This is a genomic window from Arthrobacter sp. 08Y14, assembly GCF_002929455.1.
Classification (GTDB): Bacteria; Actinomycetota; Actinomycetes; order Actinomycetales; family Micrococcaceae; genus Arthrobacter_B; species Arthrobacter_B sunyaminii.
This window is the reverse complement of sequence record NZ_PJIX01000001.1, coordinates 506,232-532,050: the sequence shown is the minus strand read 5'-3', so window position 1 is coordinate 532,050 and position 25,819 is coordinate 506,232. Positions and strand designations below refer to the sequence as shown.

The window sequence follows — 25,819 nt, the reverse complement described above, 5'->3', positions numbered from 1 at the left end:
CGGACGGGCGGGGCGCAAGCGCCGGCCTGCCCGGCTGGCAACCGGCCAGGGGATAGGCTACGGGATCGTGTCAGCCGTTTCCCGGGCCCGGTATGACCAGGTCTGGGCCGGCGTCGTCGTGACCCTTGCTTCGATCGTGCTTTACGCGCTGGTATCAGCGGTGGAGGCGGCGCTGCAGCGGCGAACCGGCACCTGATGCGGGAGCTGCTGATTCCGGGTTCCGCCGGATCATCTGATCCATCACGACGCCGGCGAGCAGCGAGCCCAATCCACCGGCTACCAGGTCACCCATGGTGTCCTGGTAGCCCACGTTGATCGCGGCGTCCACAAAGGAGTTGCCCCACCACTCGCCCAGTTCCCACAACACGCTTACGGCCAGCCCCAGGGCGAAAACCAGCACCGGCACGGCCAGCCGGGCTGCGGCAGGTGCGGGGCGACACTCGGGAACGGAAATCACTCCGAGGCGGGACAGCAGGAAGTACGTCATGCCGGCTATGACGCCGGTGGCGGCGAAGTGCACCGGAATGTCCCACCAGCCCACCCGCGCGTACACGTCCAGGACGCTGCTCCATGCCGCGGTCAGCAGTGTCAGCCCGTAGAGTCCGTCAAAAAGCCGGGAGATGTTCAGGGAACGTGAGACCAGTGTTCCCCCCAAGACGAGGAAAAACAGGGCCACGTCCACCGGTCCGTACCAGAGGAGAGCGGCAGCGAGGCTGAACAGGACGGCCAGGCGCACCCCGTCAGCGAAGAACTCTCCGGAACCCGCGGGACGGCGGAGGAGGGCGTCAATCATGAATTCACGGTAGCGCAGCGTGCGGCCCGGCGGCAGACGAGCAGCATCCGGGAGGTCCGCCGTGTCCCAGACCGATGCCGGTCCCGGTAGACTTCCCCCATGTCTGCCGCCCTGCCCTCAGTCAGCGTGGTGATCCCCTGTTTGAATGACGCGGCCGCCCTCCAGGGGTGCTTGGCTTCCCTCGCCGGACAATCGGTGCCTCCGCTTGAAATCGTGGTGGTGGACAACAACAGCACTGATGCCAGCGCCGCCGTCGCGCGCCGGTTTGGTGCCCGCGTGGTGTTTGAGGGCGAACGCGGAATTCCGGCCGCAGCTGCCGCCGGCTACGACGCCGCGACAGGAGACATCATTGCGCGGTGCGACGCCGACTGCGTGCTGCCGCCGGATTGGATTCAGCGGATAGCACAATCCTTCTGTGCCGATCCCGCCCTCGCGGCGCTCTCCGGGCCGGGCTCCTTCTACGGATTCCGCAGGCCGGTTGGCGCTGTGCTCAGTGTGTTGTACCTCGGGTCCTATTACCTGGCCATGGGTCTGGCCATGGGGCATCTGCCGCTCTTCGGGTCCAACCTCGCCCTGCGCCGGTCAGCGTGGTGTGAGATCCGCTCCGAGGTGCACCGGAGCGATCCGGAAATGCACGACGACGTCTGCCTCAGTCTGCATATGGGCCAGCGCTATCGAGGACGCTTTGAACGGACCTTGGTGGTGGGCATGGCCCCGCGGGCCCTGATTGGAACCGCGAACGTCATCCGGCGTTTCCGCCGCGCCTTCCACACCCTGTGGGCACACTGGCCCGCTGAAGCACCGTGGGTCCGCTGGCCCCGCCGGTTCTCCTCTGCGGCCTATGCCGGCACGGAGGAACCGCTGCCCGCGAATACCTCCGGATAGAGCAGGGGCAACTGCAGCACCAGCCATGGGCTGAAGGCCCATGGGGTCAGGCGCACGGCCTCGGCCAGCGCCAGCGGATCCGCCCACTTCCAGTCCATGACCTCATCCGCGGCAGGCACGGGATCTGCGTCCGTGACCGCCGTGTAGACAGGACAGATCTCATGTTCCACGATTCCTGAGGCATCCACGGCCCGGTAGCGGAAATCCGGCAGCCGAAGGTCAAGCTGGTCCCGGACCAGTGTCAGGCCCAGCTCCCTGTCCGCCCGGCGGATGGCGGCGTCTTCTGTGGCCTCGCCAGGACCGGGATGCCCGCAGAAGGAATTGGTCCACACTCCCGGCCACGTCAGCTTGCTTAAGGCCCGCCGGGTTACGAGCAATTGTCCGGCACGGTTAAACACATGAGTGGAAAACGCCAAATGCAGGGGCGTATTAGTTGTGTGGACCGTTGATTTTTCCTGCGTTCCGACGGGCGTGCCATCTGAATTCACGAGAACTACGAGTTCCCCGCGTTGCGCCATTTCTCCTCCGTATACTCACCGTGTTTACTGGACCTATGGAGACCGAACCACTGCTTGACCCAGCCGTCGGATACGAGCAGGTGGAAGGTGTCCTGCGTGAATTCTTTTCCCAGGCAAAGCTTCGTGCAGCCAAACTTAGTCCCAGCTACCTTAGCCTGTGGGACACATTGGAGAAATCCACGGTGGGCGGCAAACGCGTCCGCCCTGGAATCCTGATGACTGCTTATCATCATCTGGGCGGCACGAACACGGAGGCGGCGGCCCGGGTGGGCGCAGCCTTTGAGCTGCTGCACACGGCGCTGATCATCCACGATGACGTCATCGACCTGGATTTCATGCGGCGCGGACACGAGAATGTTTCGGGCACCTACCGGGCCCTGGCGCAGACAGCCGGGCAGACACCGGAATCCGCTCGGCACCGGGGCATGTCAGCGGGAATCATCGCCGGAGACCTGGCACTGATCGGGGCGTTCCGGATGCTGGACACCGTTGACACCGACCAGCAGACCCGGCTTCGACTCGCGGCGATCCTGGATGACGCAGTCTTTGCCTCCGCCGCAGGCGAGCTGATCGACGTGGACTTTTCCTTTTCCCCCGGTGCACCCCAGATCCCCGAGATCCTCGACATGGAGCGCCTGAAGACAGCTGTCTACTCCTTCGAAGCACCTTTGCAGGCTGGTGCGGTGCTGGCCGGAGCAGACGACGACGCCGTCGCAACGCTGGGCGACTTTGGCCGGGACACTGGAATTGCCTATCAGCTCGTCGATGATCTGCTCGGTGTTTTCGGGAAGGAGAGCGCCACCGGGAAATCGAACCTGAGCGATCTGCGGGAGGGAAAGCGGACGGTTCTCATTGCGCACGCCGCCCAGGGTGAGTCGTGGGAAGAACTGTCCCATCTCATCGGCTGCCCGGATCTTACCGCCGAGGAAGCGGACCGCGCACGGGAACTGCTGATCAGTTCCGGAGCCCGTGACTACGCCCGGACCCTGGCGGAGGAATACGCGGACCGTGCCCGGTCCCACCTGAACTGCCCGTCCATCCCGGGGCCGCTGCGCCAGGTGCTCGAACGTATCGTGGCCGGCGCCGTGAACCGGGGACGGTAGGTGATGGCCAGGCAGAGCGGCCTCTCGCTGTACAACAAGGTCGCCGTGGAGACGGCGTCTGTAGTGATCCGTTCCTACTCCACGTCCTTTGGGCTGGCCTCGCGGTTGCTGCCGCCCAGGACCCGGCTGCAGATCGAGGCCATCTACGCGTTGGTGCGGCTGGCAGATGAAATCGTGGACGGCGTGGCCGCCGAGGCGGCCCTGCCGCCGGAGGACGTTGCCCGCGTACTGGATGCCCTGGAAGCGGAAACGCGGCAGGCTTTGAACACCGGTTACAGCGTGAACCTGGTGGTGCACGCCTTCGCCCTGACCGCCCGCGCCACCGGTATTACCGGGGAACTGACCACTCCGTTCTTCCGGTCCATGCGCGCGGACCTGCTCCGCACCGAGCACACCGCCGAATCCTTCAACGACTATGTTTACGGCTCGGCCGAAGTTATCGGCCTGATGTGCCTGCAGTGTTTCCTGCACGGCACCGAGGTCAGCGAGGATCGGGGCAAACGCCTGCAGGAAGGTGCCCAGCGACTGGGAGCCGCCTTCCAAAAGGTCAACTTTCTGCGGGACCTGGCGGACGACTTCGACACGCTGGGCCGCAGCTACTTTCCCGGCATCAGCGTGGGGTCGTTCTCAGAAGCGGATAAGCACCGGTTGCTGGATGACATCGATGCAGACCTTCTGGTCTCCGGGGCGTCCATTGCGGAGCTCCCGCCGGCTGCGCGGCCCGCCGTGGCACTGGCGCAGGAATTGTTCAGTGAACTGTCGCGCCGACTCCGGGCCACACCTGCACGGCAGCTGCGCAGCAGCCGCGTCCGGGTGCCCAACCCGGTGAAGCTGCGCATTGCGGCACAAACGCTTTACACCCACCGCCTCCGCCGCCCGGCGCAGCGCGGCACCGAAGCCGGAAGGCAGCCATGACCCGCAGGACCGCATCCGCACCTCCCCGCACCGCCGTTGTGATCGGCGGCGGCATCACGGGCCTGGCCACTGCGGCACTGCTGGCTCGGGAAGGCCTCCGGGTCACCGTCCTGGAGCAGCAGTCCGTCCCGGGGGGACGCACCGGTACCTGGCAAAGCGCCGGTTTCAGCTTCGACACAGGGCCCTCCTGGTACCTGATGCCCGAGGTTTTCGACCATTTCTTCCGCCTCATGGGCACCTCCGCCGAGGAGCAGTTGGACCTGGTGCAGCTGGACCCCGGCTACCGGGTCATCTTTGAAGGTTCCGGCGAACCCGTCGACATTGCGGCCACGCGCGCTGAGAACGTGAAACTGTTTGAATCCCTCGAGCCCGGCGCCGGAGCCAAGCTCGAGAAGTACCTGGATTCCGCCGTCGACGTCTATGACATGGCCAAAAAACGGTTCCTTTATTCGACCTTCGCTTCCTTCCTGCCGCTGCTGCGCCCCGACGTGCTCAAACGCGGTCCCCGGCTTGCCCAATTGCTGCTGCAGCCGCTGAGCTCCTTCGTGGCACAGAAGTTCACCGATCCCCGGATCCGGCAGATCCTGGGCTACCCGGCGGTGTTCCTGGGCTCGTCCCCGTTCACCACGCCCAGCATGTACCACCTGATGAGCCGGCTGGACCTGGCGGACGGAGTGCTCTATCCGATGGGCGGGTTTACCCGGCTGATCAGCGTCATCGCCGATCTGGCCACCGCGGAGGGCGTCACGATCCGTACCGATGCGACCGTCACACGGATCCGCACTACGGATCCTGAGCCGGCCGGACGGCTGAACCGTTTCCGGCGCAGCCCCGGCGTGCGGGCCACGGGCGTCGAATACACCAATGTTGCCGGACAGGCACTGGTGCTGGATGCCGATCTGGTGGTCTCCGCGGCGGACCTGCACCATACCGAAACTTCGCTGCTGCCCCGGAACCTGCAGACCTATCCGGAGCGTTACTGGAAAAACCGCATCCCCGGCCCCGGCGGGCTGCTGCTGCACCTGGGTGTCCGCGGGACGCTGCCGTCCCTGGCCCACCACACGCTGCTCTTCACCAAGGACTGGGAAGAGAACTTCGGCAAGATCTTCGGCAAGGAAACCTCGGTGCCGGATCCCGCGTCGCTCTATGTCTGCCGTCCCAGCGCGACGGACCCCGACGCCGCTCCTGACGGCTACGAGAACATCTTCGTCCTGGTGCCGGTGCCCTCGGATCCCTCCCTGGGCGCCGGTGGCATGGACGGCGGCGGCGACGAACGGATCGAGCGGATGGCCGACGCCGTCATCGCCCAGATCTCCGACTGGGCAAACATCCCGGACCTCGCCGAGCGCATCACGGTCCGGCGAACCGTGGGCCCGCAGGACTTTGTCCAGGACCTGAACTCCTGGCGCGGAACACTGCTCGGCCCTGCCCATGTGCTCAAGCAGAGCGCGTTCTTCCGCGGTTCCAATGCCAGCCGCAAGGTAGACGGGCTGCTCTACGCCGGCGGCTCCACCCTGCCGGGCATCGGACTGCCAATGTGCCTGATCAGTGCGGAACTGGTGCTCAAGCGGCTGCGCGGGGACACCAGCACGGAAGAGTTGCCCGTGCCGTCCGGACACGGTGACCGGACTCCGGGAGGCCGTGCCTAGTGGGGTTCCTCTATCTGTTCCTGCTGCTCGCGTCGATCGGCTGCATGGTGGCACTGGATCACCGGTTCCGGCTCTTCTTCTTCGCGGACGCCAGGCGTGCCGCCTCGGTGACGGCAATCGGGCTGGTGTTTTTCCTGCTGTGGGATCTGGGCGGTATTGGGCTGGACATCTTCTACCGGGGTGAAACGCCGATCATGCTCGGGATTGTCTTGGCACCGCACCTGCCCGTGGAGGAAGTCTTTTTCCTCGGCTTCCTCTGCTACCTGACCATGGTCCTGTTTGGCCTGGTGTCCCTGGTGCTGAACCGCGCCGGAAAGCGCAGCAGCAGTTCCCGGCAGGAGGCGGAACAGTGACGTACTGGGCATTGAACGCAGTGTTCCTGGTTCCGGCGGCCGTTGTGCTGCTCTTCGCCCTGATGCGGCGAACCACGACGACGACGGCGGGCGGCCGGAAAGGCGTGCTGGCGGCGCTGGGCATCACCGCCGTTGTCCTGCTGCTCCTCACTGCCGTTTTCGACAACGTGATGATCGCCGCAGGACTGTTTTGGTACAACCCGGAGCGTATCTCGGGTGCCTTTATCGGCAGGGCACCGCTGGAAGACTTCGCCTACACAGTTGCCGCCGTGCTGCTGCTGCCGGCTCTGTGGATGCTCCTTGGAAGGCGAAACAACCCCCTGAAGGCCCGCAACGCCGCCATCAATCCCCAGGAGAAACAGTGAGCACAACCACCCGTACGGCGGGAACGACGCTGCGGATGCTGCTGGTCTCGTCCAGGCCGCTCTCGTGGGTTAATACCGCGTATCCGTTTGCCGCCGCCTACCTAATCACCACGGGCGGCATTGACCTGACCTGGGTGCTGGGAACGCTGTACTTCCTGATTCCCTACAATCTGGCGATGTACGGCATCAACGACGTTTTCGACTACGAGTCGGACCTGCACAACCCCCGCAAGGGTGGAGTGGAGGGGGCGGTCCTGGACCGCGGCTTCCACCGGATCACCCTGTGGGCCGCCGTCGTCACCAATGTTCCGTTCCTGATTGCGCTGGTCGTGCTGGGTAACCCGCTGTCCTGGCTGGTGCTCGCTGTAAGCGTCTTTGCCGTCATTGCGTACAGCGCCCCCGGGCTGCGGTTCAAGGAACGTCCCTTCCTGGACTCCATCACGTCCAGCACCCACTTCGTCTCGCCCGCGGTCTACGGGCTGGTGCTGGCGGGAGCAGCGTTCACGCCGGGGCTGTGGGCGGTGCTGGGTGCGTTTTTCCTCTGGGGGATGGCGAGCCAGGCGTTCGGCGCCGTGCAGGATGTGGTCCCGGACCGCGAGGGAGGGATCAGCTCCATCGCCACGGTCCTCGGCGCCAAAGCCGTGGTCCGGATTGCCGCCGCAGCCTATCTCGCCGGCGGCCTGCTGATGCTCCTAACCCCGTGGCCGGCGACGCTCGGAAGCCTGCTGGCGCTGCCGTACATCCTCAACCTGCTGCCCTTCCTCAGTATTTCGGATGCGGATTCGGAGCGGGCCAACGCCGGCTGGAAGCGTTTCTTGAAGCTGAATTTCCTTACCGGCTTCCTCGTGACCATGCTCATCATCTGGTACTGGCCCAACCGGTAGGGAAGCACCAGCAACCGAGGGTTCCCTCCGTTTTGGGCAGATGCAACCGGTTTGGGAAATCCCTGCCGGTCCGCACAGTCGCCGAATCCCAAACCAGTCGCCGAATCCCAAACCGGTCGCCGAAGACGCAAAAGCGGCCGGCCCCCGAAGGGACCGGCCGCTCATGTCATTTCACCAACCACCGAAGGTGGTCGCCGGAGAGCCCGGAGTTAGTCGGCAACGCCCACAAACTCGGCCTTCTCGGTCGGTGTGGTTGCACCGGAGGCGAGGTTCAGGCGCAGCTTCTCGCCCAGGGTCGCGTCAACGTTGGTCCAGTACTGGATCGCAGCTTCGCGGATGTGCGGGCGCTGAACGCCGGAGACGGCACCGGTGATCGTTTCCAGGAAACGCTCCTTGGCGGCGTCGTCGAACACCTCGCGGTACAGCGTGCCGGCCTGGCCGAAGTCGCTGTCCTCGGAGTGCAGGGTAGCGGCGGCGCGGACCAGCGAGCCGTCGCTCTCCCAGGAGCCCTCGCCGGCAAGTGCGGCATCGGCTACGGGGCCGCCCAGGGTGTTGGGCGCGTAGACCGGGGTCTCCGGGGAGTTGTAGGAGAAGCGCATGGCGCCGTCCTGCGAGTAGTTGTTAACCGGAGCCTTCGGTGCGTTCACCGGCAGCTGGTTGTAGTTGGCGCCGATGCGGTAACGCTGTGCATCCGGGTAGGAGAAGATGCGGGCCATCAGCATCTTGTCCGGGCTGGCGTCAATGCCGGGAACCAGGTTCGCGGGGGACAGGGCAACCTGCTCGATCTGCGCGAAGAAGTTCTCCGGGTTGCGGTTCAGGGTGTGGGTACCCACCTTGATCAGCGGGTAGTCCGCGTGCGGCCAGACCTTGGTCAGGTCGAACGGGTTGAACCGGTACGTCTTGGCATCTTCGTACGGCATGACCTGAACGTGCAGGTCCCAGGACGGGAAGTTGCCTTCGGCGATGGCCTCGTACAGGTCGCGGCGGTAGAAGTCGGCGTCAGCGCCGGCAATCTTCTCGGCCTCTGCACCGGTGATTTCGTGGTTGCCCTGGTTGGACGTGAAGTGGTACTTCACCCAGAAACGCTCGCCGGCGGCGTTGATCCACTGGTAGGTGTGCGAGCCGAAGCCGGGCATTTCGCGCCACGACGTCGGGATGCCGCGGTCACCCATCAGGTACGTGACCTGGTGTGCGGACTCGGGGGAGTTGGTCCAGAAATCCCACTGCATGTCAGCGTCACGCAGACCGGAGCCCGGGAGGCGCTTCTGCGAGTGGATGAAGTCGGGGAACTTGATGCCGTCGCGGATGAAGAACACCGGGGTGTTGTTGCCCACGATGTCGTAGTTACCCTCGGAGGTGTAGAAACGCAGCGCGAAGCCGCGAACGTCGCGCCAGGTGTCGGGGGAGCCCTGCTCGCCGGCCACCGAGGAGAAGCGCTGGACGGTTTCCGTCACGGTGCCCGGCTGGAAGACAGCGGCACGCGTGTACTTGGAAACATCCTCGGTGACCACGAACTCACCGAATGCGCCGCCACCCTTGGCGTGCACGATGCGCTCCGGGATGCGCTCACGGTTGAACTGGGCCAGCTTCTCGACCAGGTAACGGTCGTGCAGGGCGATGGCTCCGTTGGGGCCGGCGCTCAGCGAGTTGGCATCGCTGCCAACCGGTGTGCCGGTCTGGGTGGTGGTGAAATTCGACATGCTCTCTCTTTCTTAAGGGTGTTCAGATGACGTCAGGAAGCTTGGCCGGCGCAGTCTGCGCAGAGCCCCCGGTAGAGCACATCCGCAATTTGGATGGTCATGCCGTGGGTGTTCTCCGGCGTCAGGCAAGGCGCGTGCCCCACTGCGCAGTCCACGTCCTCGATCCGTCCGCAGCCGGTGCAGATCGCGTGGTGATGGTTGTCATCCACGCGGGTCTCGTACCGGGCGGGGGAGTGCGGCGGCTCGATCTTCCGCAGCAGCCCGGTTTCGGTCAGGTCCGCCAGGACCACATAGACGGACTGCAGGCTGATGTCCGGAAGTTCCCCGCGTGCTGCGGCGGCGACGTCGTCGGCCACAGCATGGGGGTGATGCTCGACGGCGGTGAGGACCGCCAGCCGCTGCTTAGTGACCCGACGACCGTGGGTGCGCAGCGCTTCGGACCACCGTGCGGTGGTCTCTGCGGTGGCTGCTGTCGATGTCATGGCCACTAGCTAACCACTTATTATGAATAATTCATAATAAGACTCGAGCCTGCCCACTAGTGTGGTCTCAGGAGTTCGGACCGACGTTCAATAACAGGGGAATCCTTTGACAGGCACCACGGCACAGCCAACCCACAAGCGCGTGCGGGTGGGGGAGTACGACGTCGACATCCGCACCTACGGGTCCGGGGCCAGCCACACGGTACTGGTGCACGGCCTGGGAGCCTCCGGGCGCTATTTTTCCCGGCTGGTGGACGAACTGGCGAAGGATTCCACGGTACATACGCTGGAAATGCCGGGTTTCGGCTCCGCATCCACACCGCACCACGGCTTGGACATGGCCGACTTTGCACAGATCAACTGTGATGCCCTCCGGGCTGCCGGGATCGGTCCCGCCCAGTGGGTTGGCCATTCCATGGGCTGCCAAGTGGTGACGGAAATGGCGCTGTGCGCGCCGGACCTGGTGACCTCCGTGGTGCTGATGGGGCCCACGACCAACAGCGGGGAACGCCATGCCGTGCTGCAGGGACTGCGGCTGGCCCAGGACTGCCTGCGGGAACCTCCGGTGATCAACTGGATTCTGCTGACCGACTATCTGCGGGCCGGTCCCCGCTGGTACCTGCGCACCATGCCGAAGATGGTGCGGCACCGGCTGGAGGAGCGCATCGGCGGGGTTCAGGCTCCGGTGACTCTCGTCCGCGGAGCCAGGGACCCCATTGTGCCCGCCCGTTGGCTGCGGGAACTGGCCGCCGCGCGCCCAGGAGCCGTTGCCGTGGAGCTGCCCGGCCAGCCGCACGTGTGTATGTACACCGAGCCGGCGCAGACCGCGGCGCTCCTTCGGGAAGCAGCACGCGGGCAGTGATGCCGCAGCGGATACGACGCTGGGCGGCGCTGGCCAGGGCCTGGGCAGCGGACTATGCCTATGTGGGGTTTTGGCAGGTGAACGGGTTCCTGTTCCGGAAGGATCCGTCCGAGTACCTGGTGCCGGAGGGCAGGCCGGCGGGACGCCCGGTGGTCCTGATTCCGGGTGTGTACGAGAACTGGCAGTTCCTGCGGCCGCTGGCGCAGGCGCTCTCCTCGTGGGGCCACCCGGTTCACACGGTGGCGCCGCTGGGCTTCAACCGGGGCCGGATCGACCGCATGGCGGAACTGGTCCAGCAGTATCTCGTGGAGCAGGACCTCAGCAGCGTGATTGTGGTGGCCCACAGCAAGGGCGGCCTCATCGGCAAGCAGCTGATGCTGCTGCCGGAAGGCGCCCGGCGGGTGGATCACATGGTCGCCGTCAACACGCCCTTTTCCGGATCCGTCTACGCGCGCTTTTTCTTTGTTCCGTCCATCCGCGCCTTTTCGCCGCGCGACAAGCTGCTACTCAAGCTCCAGGACAACAGTGACGTCAACGCGCGCATCACCTCGGTGTTCAGCCGTTTCGACCCCCACATTCCCGGCGGGAGCTCCCTGCCCGGAGCGCGGAATATTCAGCTGGAAACGATGGGGCACTTTCGTCCCATCGGTGATCCCCGGTTGCTGGATGTGCTGAAGCAGGAAGTCGAGCGGGAGCCCTAGGACGCGCCGCGGGCCAGCGCCTGCTCGACGGCGGTCTCCGCACCGCCGGTCCAGGGCTCACCGTGGCCGGTCAACAGCGTGGGGGCGCCTGTCGCGGAGAGCAGTTCCAGGGATCGAAGCGCCTCAGGGCTGTTGGCGGTGGCGGCTCCGGAAACGATCTGCGGCCCCTTGGAACCGGTGTACGGGTTGAGCGTCACCAGGGAATCCCCACAGATCAGCACGCCCCGGTCCGGATAGTGCAGGGCAACGTGCCCGGCCGTGTGCCCGGGTGTATGGATGATGCGCGGTGATCCGGGAAGGGCGGAGCCGGTGTCTTCCCCGAGGCTGTGCACATCGGTGACACCGCGGACGTTCAGCGCGCCCGCCAGGGTCATGGCACCCAGGTAGGGGATCGACGCGGGGTAGCGGACGGGATAGAGGAACCTGTTGTTCTCATGCTCATAGCGGTAGGGGTGGGCCGCAATGTACCGGTCGTCGTCGTGCACCAAAATGGGCGTCCGGAACTCCCGCCGGATTTTGGCGGCTGAGCCTACATGGTCGAAATGCGCGTGGGTCAGCACCAGCGCCGACACGGATCCCGGCCCGTAACCCAATTCGCGGACGGCCCGGGACAGCTCCGGCCACATGCCGGGCAGGCCGGCATCGATGATGGCCAGGCCGCCGTCGTCCTCCACCAGGTAGGTGTTGACGTAGGCATGTTCGATGCGGTGGATTCCCTCTGCAACGTTCCGGGTAAACACGTGACCTCCAAAGATTCGCGGCTTTTCCTCCATCGTAAGGGTGCTGTCTATCGATGCCGGCAACCCGCCGGAGGCGCCTGTAAGAGGGCCCGGCGGCCTCCGGCTTAGACTGCTCGGGTGCCGAAACTCCTCGCTGACCTGACCCCGCTGCGTGAAAGCCCGGATTTCCGCCGCCTCTGGACCGGAACGGCGCTTTCCGCCGTCGGCACCCAGCTGACGCTGGTGGCCGTCAGCCTGGAGGTCTATTCCCTGACCCAGTCGAGTTTTTATGTGGGACTGCTCGGGTTGGTGGGGCTGGTTCCGCTGGTGCTGGCCGGGCTCTACGGCGGCTCCGTGGTGGATGCGTACGACCGCCGCAAAGTGGCCCTGTTCTCCTCCGTTCTGCTGTGGCTGTCCACGATCGGCATTGCCGCCCAGGCCTGGGCGGGACTGGGTAACATTTGGCTGCTCTATGCCCTGGTGGCAGTCAACGCCGGTGCCGGCGGGCTAAACCATCCCGCACGCAGCGCCATCATTCCCAGGCTGGTGCGGCCCGAGCTGCTGCCGGCCGCCAATGCCCTCAGCATGATCACCTTCGGCCTGGCCATGACCATCGGCCCCCTGCTGGCCGGTGTCCTGGTCGCCCGGGTGGGCTACGGCTGGACCTACACCGTCGACGTCGTCACCTTCACTGCCGCAATGTGGGCGGTGTACCGGCTGGACCCGATGCCGCCCGTTGGTGAGGTACAGAAGGCCGGCCTGAAATCGGTGCTGGAGGGCTTCCGCTTCCTGGCGACCCGGCCCAACATCCGCATGACCTTCCTGGTGGACCTTGCCGCCATGGTCATGGCCCAGCCCCGGGCACTGCTGCCCGCCATCGGAGCCGTGCTGCTGGGCGGGGGAGCCACAACGGTGGGGGTGCTGCTGGCGGCCACCGCCGTGGGCGCTTTCCTCGCCGGTCTCTTTTCCGGGCCCCTGGGTGCGGTGCGCAGGCAGGGGCTGGCGGTGCTGTGGTCGGTGGTGGCGTGGGGCCTGTCCGTGTCCGCGTTCGGTGTGGTGGTGGTGATGGCCGGACGGAACGACGGCGCCGAACCCACGGCATGGCTCATCCCGGCCGCCGTCGCCATGGCCTGCGCGGGCATCGCTGACTCGGTCAGCGGAGTCTTCCGCTCCACCATCCTGCAGTCCGCGACGCCGGATGCCATGCGCGGGCGGCTGCAGGGCGTGTTCGTGGTGGTGGTGGCCGGAGGCCCGCGCCTGGGTGACCTGGTGGCCGGCGTCGACGCCTCCTTCCTGGGTGAAGGATGGGCAGCGGTTATCGGTGGCCTGGTCTGCGTGGTGCTGGTGGGTGTGCTGGCTCGGAGCCAGCCGCGCTTCGCCCGGTATGACGCCCGGCACCCGGAGCCGTAGCGGAACAGACGCGCCCCGTGAAACGTTGATATCGGTGAATCCACTGACGAAAGGACCACCTAAGTGCATCAACACTTCAACGGACTGAAGACCGCCGCGTTGTTCGGTGTGCTCTTCGCCGTGCTGCTGGGCATAGGCGCCCTGCTTTCCAGCGGAACCGGCAGCTCCTCGTTCATCTGGATCTTCCTGTTCATTGGGCTGGCCACCACCGCGTACAGCTACTGGAACAGCGACAAGCTGGCTATCCGCGCCATGCGGGCGGTGCCGGTCACCGAACAGCAGGCTCCGGCTATGTACCGCATCGTGCGGGAGCTCTCGGCCCGCGCCGGACAGCCGATGCCCAAGCTGTACATCTCGCCCACCATGGCGCCCAATGCCTTCGCCACCGGCCGCAACCCGCAGCACGCGGCTGTCTGCTGCACCGAGGGCATTTTGACGCTGCTCGACGAGCGTGAACTCCGCGGCGTCCTGGGCCACGAGCTCATGCATGTTTACAACCGGGACATCCTCACCTCTTCGGTGGCCGCTGCCATTGCCGGCGTCATTACCTCGCTGGGCCAGTTCCTGCTGTTTTTTGGCGGCGGTGACCGCCGCAACGCCAACCCGCTGGCCATGATCGCGATGGCTATTCTGGCCCCGTTCGCCGCGTCGCTGATCCAGATGGCGATTGGCCGGACGAGGGAATACGACGCCGATGAAGACGGCGCCAAGCTCACCGACGATCCGCTGGCGCTCGCCTCCGCCCTGCGCAAGCTCGAAAGCGGAACCCAGCGTGCACCGCTGCCGAACAACGACCAGCGGCTGGTCAACACCTCGCACCTGATGATCGCCAACCCCTTCCGGAACGGCGTCCGCGGGCTGCTGGCCACCCACCCGCCCATGGCCGACCGCATCCGCCGGCTGGAAAACATGGCCGGACGTCCGCTCGGATCCTGACCGCTGCTCTCGTCTCCGCCGTCCGGCACAGTCGCCGGCCGGCGGACGAAGGTAGGCTCTCAGGCATGCGCCTCATTCTTGTCCGCCACGGCCAGACTCCCTCCAATGAGCACCATTTCCTCGACACTGATGTCCCCGGTCCGGGGTTGACGGAGCTGGGCCTTGCCCAGGCAGCAGCGTTGCCGGAAGTCCTGGGCCATGAGCCCATCGACGGCATCTTTGCCTCCAACCTGGTCCGGACCCAGCTCACTGCCGATCCGCTGGCCGCAGCTCTGGGCCTGCCCGTGGAGGTTCGCCCCGGGCTGCGGGAGATCTCTGCCGGCGATCTGGAAACGCGCAATGACCGCGACGCCGTCATTGCCTACCTCAAAACCGTCTACAGCTGGGTTCGGGGAGATCTGGGCGTGCACATGCCCGGCGGACCCGACGGCCATGAAACCTTCGCGCGGTTTGACGCAGTGATCGAAGAACTACAGTCAGCCGGACTGAAAAACCCTGTGGTGGTCAGCCACGGCGCCATGATCCGCGCCTGGTGCACGGCCCGGGCGGAGAATGTGGAGCCCGACTTCATCGTGGAGAACGCGCTGAGCAACACCGGCGTGGCTGTGATGGACTGGGTCGACGGCGACGGCCAAGGCACGAAGGGCTCATGGAAGCTGCTCACCTGGATGGGTGAGGCAGTGGGCGGCAGCGCCCTGCGGGACTACGGCGAGGATGGCCCTGCGGGCGAAGATGTGAAGCTCTAGGCACGAAGAAGCTCTAGGCGCGAACCGGGGGAGCAGGCCATCCTTCGCACAGATAACGGGCCTACGAGAATTCCTTCGCACAGATAAAGGGGTTATCCGGAGCTGATGAGCCCTTTATCTGTACTAGCGACTTATCTGTACTAGCGACAGAGGCGGCATCTGATCAGGCGGAAACCCCCGGATCTGCCCGACTGAACAGGTGCTGCAGGGAGATGCCCGGACAAGGCGACGGCGCCGCACCCCAACAAGGGGAGCGGCGCCGTCGTCGTACTTGCGCTGGATAACCGGCTGCCGCGGCAGCCGCAGAAGGCCTAGCGGAAGTTAATGAACTGCAGGTCCACGTCCACGTCGGCACCCTTGAGCAGGGCCATCGTCGCCTGCAGGTCATCGCGGGACTTGGAGGTCACGCGCAGCTCGTCGCCCTGGATTCGGGAGTTCACGCCCTTGGGGCCTTCGTCGCGGATGATCTTGTTGATCTTCTTGGCCTGGTCCTGGGCGATGCCTTCCTTCATGGAGGCTTCAATCCGGTACTCCTTGCCGGAGGCAAACGGCTCGCCGGCATCCAGGGACTTCAGGGAAATGCCGCGACGGACCAGCTTGGACTGCAGAACATCCAGGACCGCCATGACCCGCTCCTCGGAGTTGGCCTTCATGAGGATCTTCTCGCCGCTGAAGTCCACCTCGGCGCCGACGCCCTTGAAATCGTAGCGCTGGGACAGTTCCTTCTGCGCCTGGTTCAGGGCATTGGCAACTTCCTGTTTGTCGATCTTGCTCACAACATCAAATGATGACTCGCTGGCCATGTGCGCTCCTTGCAGTAGTTTTTCTCCTGCATCCAGCCTAGTAGGTCCGGGCATCCGTGGCAGCCCTCACAGGCTGCACCCAGCTTTTGCCGGGACGGGTCCCATCTTTCCGGGCGACAGTATTGGGGTGAACAACACCGCCAACCCTCCGTCCGATTCCCGTCATCGACGAAGCCAGATGGGCAAACTCCGCACCGCCGCGGCAGGATCCGTGCTGGCTGCGGTTTCCATCACTGGTGTGGGAGCTGCCGCGGCCCCCGCGCAGGCATCGGAGCTGCGGTCATTCCTGACACCGGTGGAAGGGCTGGGTGCAGCGGTCGCCGGCGCTGAGGAGAGAGTCTCCGCTCCCCACGCGTCAGCTGAGCGCCGGTTGCTGGGCATCCGGGAAGACCTGGCCAACGCCGTCGCGTGGGGGGCCGTAACCCGGGCGCAGGCCGATGCGTTCTACGCTCAGATGCAGTCACGGATTGCCCGCGGGCTCTAGTCCGGACTGCCTTCAGGGCAGGGCAGGAAGCAATTCACGCCGCCGATTCGTATCTTGGGCAAAAGTTCTGTAAAGTTGTTTAGGCCGCAGTCGCTTGCGGCAGTCTTCCGCGAAGATGTTGATCGCGAAGATGTTCGGCAGATTACCCGAGCGGCCAAAGGGGGCTGACTGTAAATCAGCTGGCAACGCCTTCACTGGTTCGAATCCAGTATCTGCCACCGAACGGGAAGAGCCCGCTCCGCCAGGAAACTGGCCGGGGCGGGTTTTTTCTTGCCCGGGGCGCGGCCCCGCGCTGCCGCCTTCACCGCTGAGCGAACAACTGCAGACATCTCCGCGTCCCCCGGATAGCGTTGAAGGATGGCAACTATCGACATCACTGAGGCAACGTTCCCCGAGACCATTGAGGAAAACGACATTGTGTTCGTGGACTTCTGGGCGGACTGGTGCGGCCCCTGCAAGCAGTTCGCGCCGGTGTACGACGCCGTGTCCCAGAAGCATGACGACATCACCTTCGCGAAGGTGGACACCGAAAAAGAGCAGGGCCTGGCGGCTGCTGCCGGCATCACCTCCATCCCTACGCTGATGGCTTTCCGCGAAAAGGTCCTGGTTTTCTCGCAGCCCGGCGCGCTCAACGCTTCCCAGTTCAGTGAATTGGTGGATGCGGTCAAGGGACTGGACATGAAGGCTGTCCACGAGCAGATCGAGGCACAGGAAAGCGGACAGGCAGCAGCCGGGTCCGACGGACAGGCCAACTAGCCGTTCACATCCGCCGCTACCGATGAGCGGCACAGGCTTCGCATACCGCGGGGGTCCCCTCAATGGGGACCTCCGCGGTATGCGTTAAGCGCGTCGTCTCAGGCAGCACCGGTTGCGCCGCGGCCGGGGTTACTCTGGCGCCGGCCGCCGTCCCGGTCTAGGGTCTAGGCATCCCGCGGCGGCACCGGCTCCGGCAAACGGTGTACATCCAAACGGCGTACATCGGTGAAGCCCGGGCCCGTATCAACGACGATAAGGCGAGGCGAAGAAACCTATGAGCTCAAACCGCGGAGTTGCCTACATAGAACCCGGTGTAGTGGAAGTGCAGGACATCGACTATCCAACCTTTGAACTCCGGGACGGACCCGGAGTCAATCCCGCCAATGTGGGGCGCAAGGTGCCCCACGGGGCAATCCTGAAGGTGGTCACCTCCAATATCTGCGGATCGGACCAGCACATGGTCCGCGGCCGCACCACCGCGCCTCCCAACCTGATCCTGGGACATGAGATCACCGGAGAAATCGTGGAAACCGGCCCTGACGTCGAATTCCATTCCGTGGGGGATTTGGTGTCGGTGCCGTTCAACATTTCCTGCGGACGCTGCAAGAACTGTAAGGAGCGGAAAACGGGCATCTGCCTGAACGTGAATCCGGACCGTCCGGGCAGTGCCTACGGGTACGTGGACATGGGCGGTTGGGTGGGAGGCCAATCCGAATACGTGCTCGTTCCGTATGCGGACTGGAATCTGCTGCGGTTTCCGGACAAGGACCAGGCAATGGAGAAGATCCTTGACCTGACCATGCTCTCGGACATTTTTCCCACCGGCTATCACGGGGCGGTCACCGCGGGGGTCGGCGTCGGATCCACCGTCTACATCGCCGGTGCCGGTCCGGTGGGCCTGGCCGCAGCGGCCGGAGCGCAACTGCTGGGAGCCGCCGTCGTTATTGTCGGTGACCTGAACAAGGACCGCCTGGCTCAGGCCCGCAGCTTTGGCTGCGAAACGGTGGACGTGTCCCTGGGGGACCCCAAGGACCAGATTGAACAGCTCCTGGGCGTCCCCGAAGTGGACTGCGCCGTGGACGCGGTCGGGTTCGAGGCACGCGGCCATGGCCACGGTTCGGCCACAGAGGCGCCGGCCACGGTGCTGAATTCACTGATGGACATCACGGCTGCAGGCGGTGCCCTGGGCATTCCCGGGCTATATGTCACCGGCGATCCGGGCGGAGTGGATGAGGCGGCACAGAAGGGCTCCCTGAGCCTCGATCTGGGAACCGGCTGGGCCAAGTCGTTGGCCTTCACCACGGGCCAGTGCCCGGTGATGAAGTACAACCGGGAGTTGATGATGGCGATCCTGCATGACAAGGTGCAGATCGCCAAGGCTGTCAACGCCACGCCCATCAGCCTGGACCAGGCTCCGGAGTCCTACCGTGAATTCGACTCAGGGGTGGCGCGCAAGTACGTCATCGATCCGCACGGCATGGTGGGCGCCCGGGCGTCCTGACCGCAGCACAGGGGGCAGTTCAAAGGGCCGGAACCGGAAACGGTTTCGGCCCTTTGGCTGCGTGCAGGGACCTGTCCTCTTCTTATGGGTTTGGCCGCGGAAGTAAGCTCGTAGCTCCGGTGGCCCGCGCTGTCTGCGGCGCGCCGGAGGCACCATTCACCTGATGCAGAGCCGGAACGGGGATGTCATGCCCACTTGCAAGCTTGCTGCTCGATACACCTTCCACGGTCAATCCATACCCCGGGACAAGCGGGTCCGGGGAATCTTCCCGCAGGACGGCCGGCCGTGAACGGCGCGGATACCGCCTGGGTACTGATCTGCGCAGGCCTGGTGCTTTTCATGATTCCAGGGCTGGCACTGTTCTACGGCGGCATGGTTCCGGTCCGCAACGTCCTGACCATGATGATGCAGAACATCATCCCGCTGGGCATCATCACCGTCACCTGGGTGCTGGTGGGCTACACCCTGGCGTTCAGCAACCAGGGGAACTCCCTGGTGGGGGAGTTCGACGCGTTTGCCCTGATCGACGTGGACACCCCCCAGTTCCACACTGTGGCGGCGGGGGTAACCATCCCCGCGCTCGCCTTCGTCGCCTACCAAATGATGTTTGCCATCATCACCCCGGCGCTGCTGACGGGGGCGACGGCGGGTCGGCTGAAGTTCGCCGGCTGGACCGTTTTTCTGGCCGCATGGTCCATCCTCGTCTATCCGCAGGTGGCCCGCTGGCTCTGGCATCCCAAGGGATGGCTGACTCAGCTCGGCGCCCAGGACTGGGCCGGAGGAATGGTGGTGCACGCCTCGGCCGGAGCCGCCGCCGTCGCCGTGCTGCTGGTCGTGGGGCGACGCCGCGGCTGGCCCAACCTCAAGACTTCGCCCAACAACCTGCCGCTCATGCTGGTGGGCGGCGGCATCCTGTGGTTCGGCTGGTTTGGATTCAACGCCGGCGACGGGCTCCAGGCCAATGACATTGCGGCCCAGGCCCTGATGAACACACACGTGGCAGGCGGTGCCGCCATGCTGACCTGGCTGCTGGTGGAACGCCTGACCAGCGGCCACTCCACCCTGGTGGGCGCGGTCTCCGGGGGCGTTGCCGGGTTGGCCACCATCACCCCCTGCGCCGGCTTTGTCAGCACCGGCGGAGCACTGCTGATTGGGCTGATTGCCGGCTGCGTCTGCTGCTTCGCGGTGGGGCTCAAACACGTGCTGCGCTATGACGATGCCCTGGACGTCATCGCCGTCCACTTTATCGGCGGCGTCCTGGGATCCTTCCTGCTGGGCTTCTTCGCGGACAGCTCCGTGAATGCAACCAGCGACGACGGACTGTTCAACGGAGGCGGCGGGCTGCTGCTCTGGCACCAAGTGGTTGCCATTGTGTGCGTGGTCCTGTTTTCCTTCATCCTGAGCTGGATAATTGCCGCGATCATCAGCCGCACCATGGGGCTGCGCGAGCCCGGCCCGGAGCAGGACGACCTGGACCAGATCCAGCAGGGCGCCTCAGCCTACGCGCTCAGCGGGATCACGTCACGGCCCACCACCAGAGGACGAGGCTCCGACATGACCTCGACAACCGGAGACGGTGCTCAAAGCCCTTCCAACGCCCCCGACTATTTGATCAGCGCGGTCGTCAACACCGATCGTATCGATGGCCTCCGCGATGCCCTGTTGCTGGCCGGGGCCAGATCCCTGGAACTGGCAGACTCCGCGGTGTACTCGGACAGGGTGCGTACGGAAAACTTCCGCGGCGACCAACGGAAAATGGACTTCGAGGATCGGCTGCGCGCACAGGTGGCCGTTGACCGCGAGCACGAGGAGGCGGTGGTGGCAGTGCTGAAGCGCTTTGGGGCTGAGCCGTCGTCCATCTACCGATTGGCGATTACCCCCTATTAGCCCTTCGCAGGCGCGGCAGGTCTTGGTAGCGTCGGGACAGTCTTGTCCCGCAGCCGAAGGAGCCTGTGCCTTGCCCTCTTACGCGTCTTCACCTTTTCCCACCCCGCTTCTGGACGAAACCATCGGAGCCAACTTGGAGCGGATCGTCCGCCGCTTTCCGGACGCCGACGCGGTGATCGATGTCCCCACCGGGCGGTCATGGACCTATGCGGAGTTTAACCGCGACGTCGATGATCTCGCCAATGGACTCTCCTTCAATATGCGACGGCGAAGGCCGGGGCGGTCCTGGTCAACGTCAATCCTGCGTACCGGCAGAGTGAGCTCGATTTTGTTGTGAGGCAGAGCGGCATGCGGATGCTGTTCACGGCACCCGGGGATCCCCGCAGCGATTACGAGGTCATGGCCCGTGAGGCACAGCAGCAGGCCGGCTCCCTCGAACTCATTTTCCTGGCCGGGGAGGGGGCCGACGGCTTCGCCGCCCTTGCAACGGACGGCCGCCGGGCTGCTGCAGACGCGCCAGCTCCGGCCGGGGCCGACGCAGTTAAAGAGCGGATGGCCACCCTGCGGCCCGGGGATCCCATCAATATCCAGTACACGTCCGGCACCACGGGGTTCCCCAAGGGTGCCACGCTGACGCACTCCAACATCCTGAACAACGGATACTTCATCGGAGAGCTCCTGGGCTACACCGAAAAGGACCGAGTGGTGCTTCCGGTGCCGTTCTACCACTGCTTTGGCATGGTCATTGGAAACCTGGCCGCTCTGTCCCACGGCGCCGCCACCATCATTCCGTCCCGAACGTTCGATGCCGCTGTGGCTCTGGAGGCTGTCCAGAGCCTGCAGGCCACCTCCCTGTACGGGGTTCCTACCATGTTTATCGCCGAACTGGGACTGGAAGACTTTGACCGATATGACCTCTCCACCCTGCGCACCGGGGTGATGGCCGGGTCTCCGTGCCCGGAGGAAATCATGAAGCGCGTCATCCGGGACATGAACATGGCGGAAGTGGCCATTTGCTACGGAATGACGGAAACCTCCCCGGTATCCACTATGACCCGCCGCGGGGATTCGCTGGAGCGCCGGACCCGGACCGTGGGACGGACCATGCCCCATCTGGAGAACCAAGTGGTGGATCCCGGAACCGGACAGGCAGTGCCGGTCGGGGAAATCGGCGAGCTGTGTACCCGCGGCTACAGCGTGATGGCCGGGTACTGGAATGAACCGGAGAAGACAGCCGAGGCGGTCGATTCCGAGGGATGGATGCACACCGGTGACCTGGCCCGGATGGATGAGGAGGGCTACGTCAGCATTGAGGGGCGGATCAAGGACATGGTCATTCGCGGGGGAGAGAATATCTATCCGCGCGAGATCGAGGAGTTCCTCTACTCTCATCCCTCCATCTCCGATGTCCAGGTCATCGGTATCCCGGATGAGCGCTACGGGGAGGAACTTATGGCCTGCATCATTGCGCTTCCCGGCGCTCCTGTTCCAGACGCCGCGTCCATTGCCGAGTTCTGCCGGGGGCGGCTGGCCCACTACAAGATTCCGCGCTATGTGCAGGTGAGGAGCAGCTTTCCCATGACGGTGTCGGGAAAGATCCGAAAGGTGCAGATGCGCGAGGAAGTGATGGAACAGCTGGTCCCGGTTACGAAGGTTCCGGCGCCGAACGCAGAGAAATCCGTGCCCTAACGGCCGCGGTGGTCCTCCGGGGCCAGCCGCGGCCCGAAGGCCTGCTTCCGGAAGCCGCTCAGCACCAGCAGCCGCACGAGCCGCTGCCGGTGGCCCCGCCAGGGCTCCAGCAGCTCCAGCATCCCGGCGTCGTCCGTCCTGCGCCCGGTCAGCGCTTCACCCACGAACGCTGCCAGGTGGTAGTCACCCACGGAGACTGAGTCCGGAGCGCCGTGCGTGCGCTGGGTGATCTCCGCAGCGCTCCAGGGGCCGATGCCGGGAAGCGAACACAACCGTTCCGTCAGGTCCGTGCCGAGCGGAACTCCGGACAGCCGTTCCAGACCGGAGGCAGCTCCGCAGGCCCGCAGAACGGTGCCGGACCGGTGGAAATCCACCCGGGCACGGTGCCACTCCCAGCTCGGAACCCGGCGCCAGGTTTCGGCACCGGGCGGCACTTTCAAGCCGGCGGGTGCCGGGCCCGGAGCATCGGCACCGTATTTGGTCAGCAGATACCGCCACGCGTAATAGGCCTCCATGGCGGTGACCCTCTGTTCCAGGATGACGGGAACAATGCTGTCCAGCATCCGGCCGGTGCTGGGCAGCCGCAGTCCGGGGTTCCGGCGCCGGGTTTCCGCCACTGCGGCGGGGAGGGAAGCGGCGAAGTCGGGGTCATCAAAGGCCGTCCAGTCATCACGTTCCCCGAGCAGAGCCGGAACGCCAGCCAGCGCCGCCTCGGCGCCCGGCCCCCAGGCCCGGACCAGCACACGGGCGCCCGGTGCCGGTGCGGGCTGCTCGCTGAGTGCCAGCGTTGCGTTCCCCTCCGGCGTCGAAAACGCCAGCCACGCAACCCCGGGGCCAATCCGCACAGACGGATCTTTTCGGCCGTGGGCCAGAATGCCCAGCGTCTGGGCCAGGCTCAACGGCCGGTCCGACTCCCAGAGGATGGAAAGCGGCCCGGCTCCGGTGCAGGCGCCGGGTCCCCCAGCGGCGGACACCGGTACGGAGAAGGACATATCTCCATGGTTGCACGCACCTCTGTCAGCTCAGGGCCGGGGAGGGGGCCGGGCGGTGTGGCTTTTGCTACGCCGGGTTCCGGGGAAAGCTGGACCCGTGGAACCGAACAAGTAACGTGTTGCACATGAAGTTTGCAGATACTGTCCTGGACCTGATCGGCAAGACCCCGCTGGTGAAGCTGCACCACGTTACCGACGGCATCGCGGCCACGGTGCTCGTGAAGCTGGAATACCTGAACCCGGGCGGATCCATCAAAGACCGCATCGCGGTCCGGATGATCGAGGCCGCTGAACGGGAGGGCAAGCTGAAGCCCGGCGGCACCATCATCGAGCCCACCAGCGGAAACACCGGCGTCGGCCTGGCACTGGTGGCACAGCAAAAGGGTTACCGCTGCATCTTCGTCACGCCGGACAAGGTGGGGGTGGAGAAACGCGATGTGCTTCGCGCGTATGGCGCCGAAGTGGTGGTGACACCCACCGCCGTCGCACCCGACAGCCCCGACTCCTATTACGGAGTCTCCGACCGCCTGGTCCGGGAAATCCCCGGCGCCTACAAGCCGGACCAGTTCTCTAACCCCTCCGCCCCGGAAAGCCACTATGAGTCAACGGGCCCGGAGATCTGGGCGGACACCGACGGCACGGTGACCCACTTCGTGGCCGGCGCCGGCACGGGCGGCACCATCACGGGCACCGGCCGCTACCTCAAGGACATCTCCGCCGACCGCCCAACTGGCCCGGTGCGCATCATTGCCGCCGATCCGGAGGGGTCGGTGTACTCCGGCGGCACGGGGCGTCCCTATTTCGTGGAGGGCGTAGGCGAGGACATGTGGCCGGGCAACTATGACCCGTCCGTTCCGGACGAGGTGATTCCCGTGAACGATGCGGAGTCCTTCGCCATGACCCGCCGGCTCGCCCGGGAGGAAGGCCTGCTGGTAGGCGGCTCCTCCGGCATGGCAGTAGTGGCGGCCCTGCGCGCTGCCCGCGATCTGGGCCCCGACGACGTGGTGGTGGTGGTGCTGCCGGACAGCGGCCGCGGCTACATGGGCAAGATCTTCAACGATGAGTGGATGCGCTCCTACGGTTTCCTGCACGGAACCGAGCAGGAAGCCGCCGTCCGCGACGTCCTGGCCACCAAGGACGCCGCGCTGCCGGACCTGGTGCACACCCATCCCAACGAGACGGTCCTGGACGTGATCAACATCCTGAATGAGTACGGTGTCTCGTGCATTCCGGTCCTGTCGCAGGAACCGCCGGTGCGCATCGGCGAGGTCCTCGGATCAGTGGACGAGCGCTCGCTGACGGAGAAGCTGTTCCGCGGCGAGGCCAAGCCCACTGACAGCATCAGGGACCACATGGGACCGCAGCTGGCAATGGTCGGCGCCGGGGACTCTGTGGCTGCCGCCAAGGAAAAACTGCAGGAGAACGACGCCGTCATGGTCACCTCAGAGGGCGCGCCGGTGGGAATACTCACGCGGCATGACCTGCTGTCCTACATGAGCGTCTAACCGACATCCATCCTGAAGCAAGGGAGCAAACCATGAGCGAAGGCTTCAACACCCGCGCCATCCACGCGGGCCAGACCCCGGACCCCACCACCGGTGCGGTCATTCCGCCGCTATACCAAAGCACCACCTACGCCCAGGACGGCATTGGCGGATTGCGCAACGGCTACGAATACGGCCGCGGCACCAACCCCACCCGCGATGCGCTGCAGGACCAGCTGGCCGCGCTGGAGGGCGGGGCCCACGCGTACTCCTTCAGCTCCGGGCTGGCCGCGGAGGACGCCCTGATCCGCGCCCTCCTGGCCCCCGGGGACCACATTGTGCTCGGCAACGACGCATATGGCGGCACCTACCGATTGATCAACAAGGTTCTCTCCGCGTGGGGCATCACCAACGCTGCGGTGGACATGTCCGACGTCGGCGCCCTCACCCGGGCCATCGCCGCCGGCAACACCAAAATGGTGTGGCTGGAAACGCCGTCGAACCCCATGATGAAGATTTCCGACATTGCCGCCGTCGCCCAGGCCGCGCACGACGCCGGGGCCTGGCTGGTTGTCGACAACACCTTCGCTTCCCCGTACCTTCAGCAGCCGCTGGCACTGGGCGCGGACATGGTGGTGCACTCCACGACCAAGTACATCGGCGGGCATTCCGACGCCGTTGGCGGCGCGGTCATCCTGAACGACGACGCCGCCGCCGAGAAGATCGGCTTCATCCAGTTTGCGGTCGGCGCGGTGTCCGCTCCGATGGAAGCCTGGCTGACCACGCGCGGACTGAAGACCCTGGGCGTGCGGATGGACCGGCATTCGTCCAACGCCATGGCGGTCGCCAAGTGGCTGCGGGACCAGCCCGCCGTGGAAAACGTGCTCTATCCGGGGCTGGAAGACCACCCCGGACACGACCTGGCCAAGGCCCAGATGAAGGACTTCGGCGGAATGGTCTCAGTGTCCTTCAAGGGCGGCGAGGCCGCGGCCAGGAAGGTGGCCGAATCCACCCGCGTGTTCACACTGGCGGAGTCGCTGGGCGGGGTCGAGTCGCTGATGAATTATCCGTCGGAAATGACGCACGCATCAGTCAAGGGCACCGAGCTTGCCGTTCCGGAGAACCTGCTGCGGCTTTCCGTGGGCATCGAGGATCTCGAAGACCTGATCGCGGATCTGCAGCAGGCACTGGACCAGTTGTAG

The 25,819-nt window shown here is 65.3% G+C and carries 26 protein-coding genes, 1 tRNA gene and 1 pseudogene; 21 read left to right on the top strand and 7 right to left on the bottom strand.

Annotated features, from left to right (window positions below; genetic code table 11):
• The first annotated feature begins 67 nt into the window (after positions 1 to 67).
• A complete protein-coding gene (locus CXR03_RS02480; protein WP_258073459.1) occupies positions 68 to 196 on the top strand; it encodes a hypothetical protein in 129 nt (42 codons plus the stop codon).
• Here the strand turns inward: CXR03_RS02480 and CXR03_RS02475 are convergent.
• Positions 155 to 793, bottom strand: coding sequence for a hypothetical protein (locus tag CXR03_RS02475; RefSeq protein WP_104101701.1), 639 nt, complete (start codon positions 791 to 793; stop codon positions 155 to 157). The two genes, CXR03_RS02480 and CXR03_RS02475, sit on opposite strands and share 42 nt — an antisense overlap.
• 99 nt (positions 794 to 892) lie before the next feature.
• Here CXR03_RS02475 and CXR03_RS02470 point away from each other — a divergent pair, with 99 nt between their 5' ends.
• Positions 893 to 1,678: a glycosyltransferase family A protein gene (locus CXR03_RS02470; RefSeq protein WP_104101699.1), complete on the top strand. Its 786-nt coding sequence runs from the start codon at positions 893 to 895 to the stop codon at positions 1,676 to 1,678.
• On the opposite strand, the gene idi is transcribed toward CXR03_RS02470, so the two are convergent.
• Positions 1,633 to 2,196, bottom strand: a complete 564-nt coding sequence (gene idi / locus CXR03_RS02465; RefSeq protein ID WP_104101698.1) for an isopentenyl-diphosphate Delta-isomerase — start codon at positions 2,194 to 2,196, stop codon at positions 1,633 to 1,635. The two genes, CXR03_RS02470 and idi, sit on opposite strands and share 46 nt — an antisense overlap.
• Positions 2,197 to 2,231: 35 nt before the next feature.
• On the opposite strand from idi, the gene CXR03_RS02460 reads away from it, so the two are divergent.
• The 6 genes from CXR03_RS02460 to CXR03_RS02435 are packed head-to-tail and all read left to right on the top strand — an operon-like array spanning position 2,232 to position 7,465.
• Positions 2,232 to 3,299: a polyprenyl synthetase family protein gene (locus tag CXR03_RS02460; RefSeq protein WP_258073458.1), complete on the top strand. Its 1,068-nt coding sequence runs from the start codon at positions 2,232 to 2,234 to the stop codon at positions 3,297 to 3,299.
• A gap of 3 nt (positions 3,300 to 3,302) precedes the next feature.
• The gene (locus tag CXR03_RS02455; RefSeq protein ID WP_104102766.1) at positions 3,303 to 4,214 is read left to right on the top strand and encodes a squalene/phytoene synthase family protein; all 912 of its coding nucleotides are present in this window, start codon (positions 3,303 to 3,305) and stop codon (positions 4,212 to 4,214) included.
• Positions 4,211 to 5,863: a phytoene desaturase family protein gene (crtI, locus tag CXR03_RS02450; protein ID WP_104101696.1), complete on the top strand. Its 1,653-nt coding sequence runs from the start codon at positions 4,211 to 4,213 to the stop codon at positions 5,861 to 5,863. Before CXR03_RS02455 ends, crtI begins: the two co-directional genes overlap by 4 nt.
• On the top strand, positions 5,863 to 6,216 hold the full coding sequence (locus CXR03_RS02445) for a lycopene cyclase domain-containing protein (RefSeq protein WP_104101695.1): 354 nt from the start codon (positions 5,863 to 5,865) through the stop codon (positions 6,214 to 6,216). Before crtI ends, CXR03_RS02445 begins: the two co-directional genes overlap by 1 nt.
• Entirely contained in the window at positions 6,213 to 6,581 is a 369-nt protein-coding gene (locus tag CXR03_RS02440) for a lycopene cyclase domain-containing protein (protein ID WP_104101693.1), read from the top strand. The genes CXR03_RS02445 and CXR03_RS02440 overlap by 4 nt, the downstream gene beginning before the upstream one ends.
• 35 nt (positions 6,582 to 6,616) lie before the next feature.
• On the top strand, positions 6,617 to 7,465 hold the full coding sequence (locus CXR03_RS02435) for a prenyltransferase (protein ID WP_258073525.1): 849 nt from the start codon (positions 6,617 to 6,619) through the stop codon (positions 7,463 to 7,465).
• 209 nt (positions 7,466 to 7,674) lie between these two features.
• On the opposite strand, the gene CXR03_RS02430 is transcribed toward CXR03_RS02435, so the two are convergent.
• Together CXR03_RS02430 and CXR03_RS02425 are read right to left on the bottom strand one after the other, a co-directional pair.
• Positions 7,675 to 9,165 (bottom strand): catalase, encoded by a 1,491-nt coding sequence (locus tag CXR03_RS02430; protein ID WP_104101690.1) that lies wholly within the window; start codon positions 9,163 to 9,165, stop codon positions 7,675 to 7,677.
• A 32-nt stretch (positions 9,166 to 9,197) separates the two neighbouring features.
• Entirely contained in the window at positions 9,198 to 9,647 is a 450-nt protein-coding gene (locus CXR03_RS02425) for a Fur family transcriptional regulator (protein ID WP_104052876.1), read from the bottom strand.
• A gap of 106 nt (positions 9,648 to 9,753) precedes the next feature.
• Between CXR03_RS02425 and CXR03_RS02420 the strand changes: the two genes are divergently transcribed.
• The gene (locus CXR03_RS02420) at positions 9,754 to 10,509 is read left to right on the top strand and encodes an alpha/beta fold hydrolase (protein ID WP_104101689.1); all 756 of its coding nucleotides are present in this window, start codon (positions 9,754 to 9,756) and stop codon (positions 10,507 to 10,509) included.
• Entirely contained in the window at positions 10,509 to 11,210 is a 702-nt protein-coding gene (locus tag CXR03_RS02415) for a triacylglycerol lipase (protein ID WP_104101687.1), read from the top strand. Before CXR03_RS02420 ends, CXR03_RS02415 begins: the two co-directional genes overlap by 1 nt.
• Here CXR03_RS02415 and CXR03_RS02410 read toward each other — a convergent pair.
• Complete coding sequence (locus tag CXR03_RS02410) at positions 11,207 to 11,950, bottom strand: MBL fold metallo-hydrolase (protein ID WP_104101685.1); 744 nt, start codon at positions 11,948 to 11,950, stop codon at positions 11,207 to 11,209. The genes CXR03_RS02415 and CXR03_RS02410 overlap by 4 nt on opposite strands.
• Positions 11,951 to 12,067: 117 nt before the next feature.
• Between CXR03_RS02410 and CXR03_RS02405 the strand changes: the two genes are divergently transcribed.
• From CXR03_RS02405 to CXR03_RS02395, 3 genes are all read left to right on the top strand, one after another.
• On the top strand, positions 12,068 to 13,339 hold the full coding sequence (locus CXR03_RS02405) for an MFS transporter (RefSeq protein WP_104101684.1): 1,272 nt from the start codon (positions 12,068 to 12,070) through the stop codon (positions 13,337 to 13,339).
• A gap of 63 nt (positions 13,340 to 13,402) precedes the next feature.
• Positions 13,403 to 14,275 (top strand): zinc metalloprotease HtpX, encoded by an 873-nt coding sequence (gene htpX / locus CXR03_RS02400; RefSeq protein ID WP_104101682.1) that lies wholly within the window; start codon positions 13,403 to 13,405, stop codon positions 14,273 to 14,275.
• A 65-nt stretch (positions 14,276 to 14,340) separates the two neighbouring features.
• Positions 14,341 to 15,021: a histidine phosphatase family protein gene (locus tag CXR03_RS02395; protein WP_104101681.1), complete on the top strand. Its 681-nt coding sequence runs from the start codon at positions 14,341 to 14,343 to the stop codon at positions 15,019 to 15,021.
• Between the two features lie 311 nt (positions 15,022 to 15,332).
• On the opposite strand, the gene CXR03_RS02390 is transcribed toward CXR03_RS02395, so the two are convergent.
• A complete protein-coding gene (locus CXR03_RS02390) occupies positions 15,333 to 15,824 on the bottom strand; it encodes a YajQ family cyclic di-GMP-binding protein (RefSeq protein ID WP_104101679.1) in 492 nt (163 codons plus the stop codon).
• 127 nt (positions 15,825 to 15,951) lie between these two features.
• On the opposite strand from CXR03_RS02390, the gene CXR03_RS02385 reads away from it, so the two are divergent.
• The 6 genes and pseudogenes from CXR03_RS02385 (at position 15,952) to CXR03_RS02360 (ending at position 22,141) form a co-directional block, all read left to right on the top strand.
• On the top strand, positions 15,952 to 16,308 hold the full coding sequence (locus CXR03_RS02385; protein WP_146070443.1) for a hypothetical protein: 357 nt from the start codon (positions 15,952 to 15,954) through the stop codon (positions 16,306 to 16,308).
• A gap of 136 nt (positions 16,309 to 16,444) precedes the next feature.
• Positions 16,445 to 16,526 (top strand) — tRNA-Tyr (locus tag CXR03_RS02380).
• Positions 16,527 to 16,665: 139 nt separating this feature from the next.
• Positions 16,666 to 17,064 carry a thioredoxin gene (trxA, locus tag CXR03_RS02375; RefSeq protein ID WP_104101676.1) on the top strand — a complete coding sequence of 133 codons (399 nt, stop codon included), beginning with the start codon at positions 16,666 to 16,668 and terminating at the stop codon, positions 17,062 to 17,064.
• Between the two features lie 274 nt (positions 17,065 to 17,338).
• On the top strand, positions 17,339 to 18,565 hold the full coding sequence (gene fdhA, locus CXR03_RS02370) for a formaldehyde dehydrogenase, glutathione-independent (protein WP_104052857.1): 1,227 nt from the start codon (positions 17,339 to 17,341) through the stop codon (positions 18,563 to 18,565).
• 285 nt (positions 18,566 to 18,850) lie between these two features.
• Positions 18,851 to 20,452: an ammonium transporter gene (locus tag CXR03_RS02365; RefSeq protein ID WP_104101674.1), complete on the top strand. Its 1,602-nt coding sequence runs from the start codon at positions 18,851 to 18,853 to the stop codon at positions 20,450 to 20,452.
• 70 nt (positions 20,453 to 20,522) lie between these two features.
• A pseudogene (locus CXR03_RS02360) lies at positions 20,523 to 22,141 on the top strand (AMP-binding protein).
• On the opposite strand, the gene CXR03_RS02355 reads toward CXR03_RS02360, so the two are convergent.
• On the bottom strand, positions 22,138 to 23,133 hold the full coding sequence (locus tag CXR03_RS02355) for a DNA-3-methyladenine glycosylase (protein ID WP_104101672.1): 996 nt from the start codon (positions 23,131 to 23,133) through the stop codon (positions 22,138 to 22,140). The pseudogene CXR03_RS02360 and the gene CXR03_RS02355 sit on opposite strands and share 4 nt — an antisense overlap.
• A gap of 125 nt (positions 23,134 to 23,258) precedes the next feature.
• Between CXR03_RS02355 and CXR03_RS02350 the strand changes: the two genes are divergently transcribed.
• Both CXR03_RS02350 and CXR03_RS02345 read left to right on the top strand, forming a co-directional pair.
• Positions 23,259 to 24,638, top strand: a complete 1,380-nt coding sequence (locus CXR03_RS02350) for a cystathionine beta-synthase (RefSeq protein ID WP_104101670.1) — start codon at positions 23,259 to 23,261, stop codon at positions 24,636 to 24,638.
• A 32-nt stretch (positions 24,639 to 24,670) separates the two neighbouring features.
• Positions 24,671 to 25,819: a cystathionine gamma-synthase gene (locus CXR03_RS02345; RefSeq protein WP_104101669.1), complete on the top strand. Its 1,149-nt coding sequence runs from the start codon at positions 24,671 to 24,673 to the stop codon at positions 25,817 to 25,819.

Excerpts from the sequence above, each read along its gene's own strand:
- CXR03_RS02475 (WP_104101701.1), bottom strand. The coding sequence starts at position 793 with ATGATTGACGCCCTCCTCCGCCGTCCCGCGGGTTCCGGAGAGTTCTTC.
- CXR03_RS02470 (WP_104101699.1), top strand. The coding sequence starts at position 893 with ATGTCTGCCGCCCTGCCCTCAGTCAGCGTGGTGATCCCCTGTTTGAAT.
- idi (WP_104101698.1), bottom strand. The coding sequence starts at position 2,196 with ATGGCGCAACGCGGGGAACTCGTAGTTCTCGTGAATTCAGATGGCACG.
- CXR03_RS02460 (WP_258073458.1), top strand. The coding sequence starts at position 2,232 with ATGGAGACCGAACCACTGCTTGACCCAGCCGTCGGATACGAGCAGGTG.
- CXR03_RS02455 (WP_104102766.1), top strand. The coding sequence starts at position 3,303 with ATGGCCAGGCAGAGCGGCCTCTCGCTGTACAACAAGGTCGCCGTGGAG.
- crtI (WP_104101696.1), top strand. The coding sequence starts at position 4,211 with ATGACCCGCAGGACCGCATCCGCACCTCCCCGCACCGCCGTTGTGATC.
- CXR03_RS02435 (WP_258073525.1), top strand. The coding sequence starts at position 6,617 with ATGCTGCTGGTCTCGTCCAGGCCGCTCTCGTGGGTTAATACCGCGTAT.
- CXR03_RS02430 (WP_104101690.1), bottom strand. The coding sequence starts at position 9,165 with ATGTCGAATTTCACCACCACCCAGACCGGCACACCGGTTGGCAGCGAT.
- CXR03_RS02425 (WP_104052876.1), bottom strand. The coding sequence starts at position 9,647 with ATGACATCGACAGCAGCCACCGCAGAGACCACCGCACGGTGGTCCGAA.
- CXR03_RS02415 (WP_104101687.1), top strand. The coding sequence starts at position 10,509 with ATGCCGCAGCGGATACGACGCTGGGCGGCGCTGGCCAGGGCCTGGGCA.
- CXR03_RS02395 (WP_104101681.1), top strand. The coding sequence starts at position 14,341 with ATGCGCCTCATTCTTGTCCGCCACGGCCAGACTCCCTCCAATGAGCAC.
- CXR03_RS02390 (WP_104101679.1), bottom strand. The coding sequence starts at position 15,824 with ATGGCCAGCGAGTCATCATTTGATGTTGTGAGCAAGATCGACAAACAG.
- trxA (WP_104101676.1), top strand. The coding sequence starts at position 16,666 with ATGGCAACTATCGACATCACTGAGGCAACGTTCCCCGAGACCATTGAG.
- fdhA (WP_104052857.1), top strand. The coding sequence starts at position 17,339 with ATGAGCTCAAACCGCGGAGTTGCCTACATAGAACCCGGTGTAGTGGAA.
- CXR03_RS02355 (WP_104101672.1), bottom strand. The coding sequence starts at position 23,133 with ATGTCCTTCTCCGTACCGGTGTCCGCCGCTGGGGGACCCGGCGCCTGC.
- CXR03_RS02350 (WP_104101670.1), top strand. The coding sequence starts at position 23,259 with ATGAAGTTTGCAGATACTGTCCTGGACCTGATCGGCAAGACCCCGCTG.
- CXR03_RS02345 (WP_104101669.1), top strand. The coding sequence starts at position 24,671 with ATGAGCGAAGGCTTCAACACCCGCGCCATCCACGCGGGCCAGACCCCG.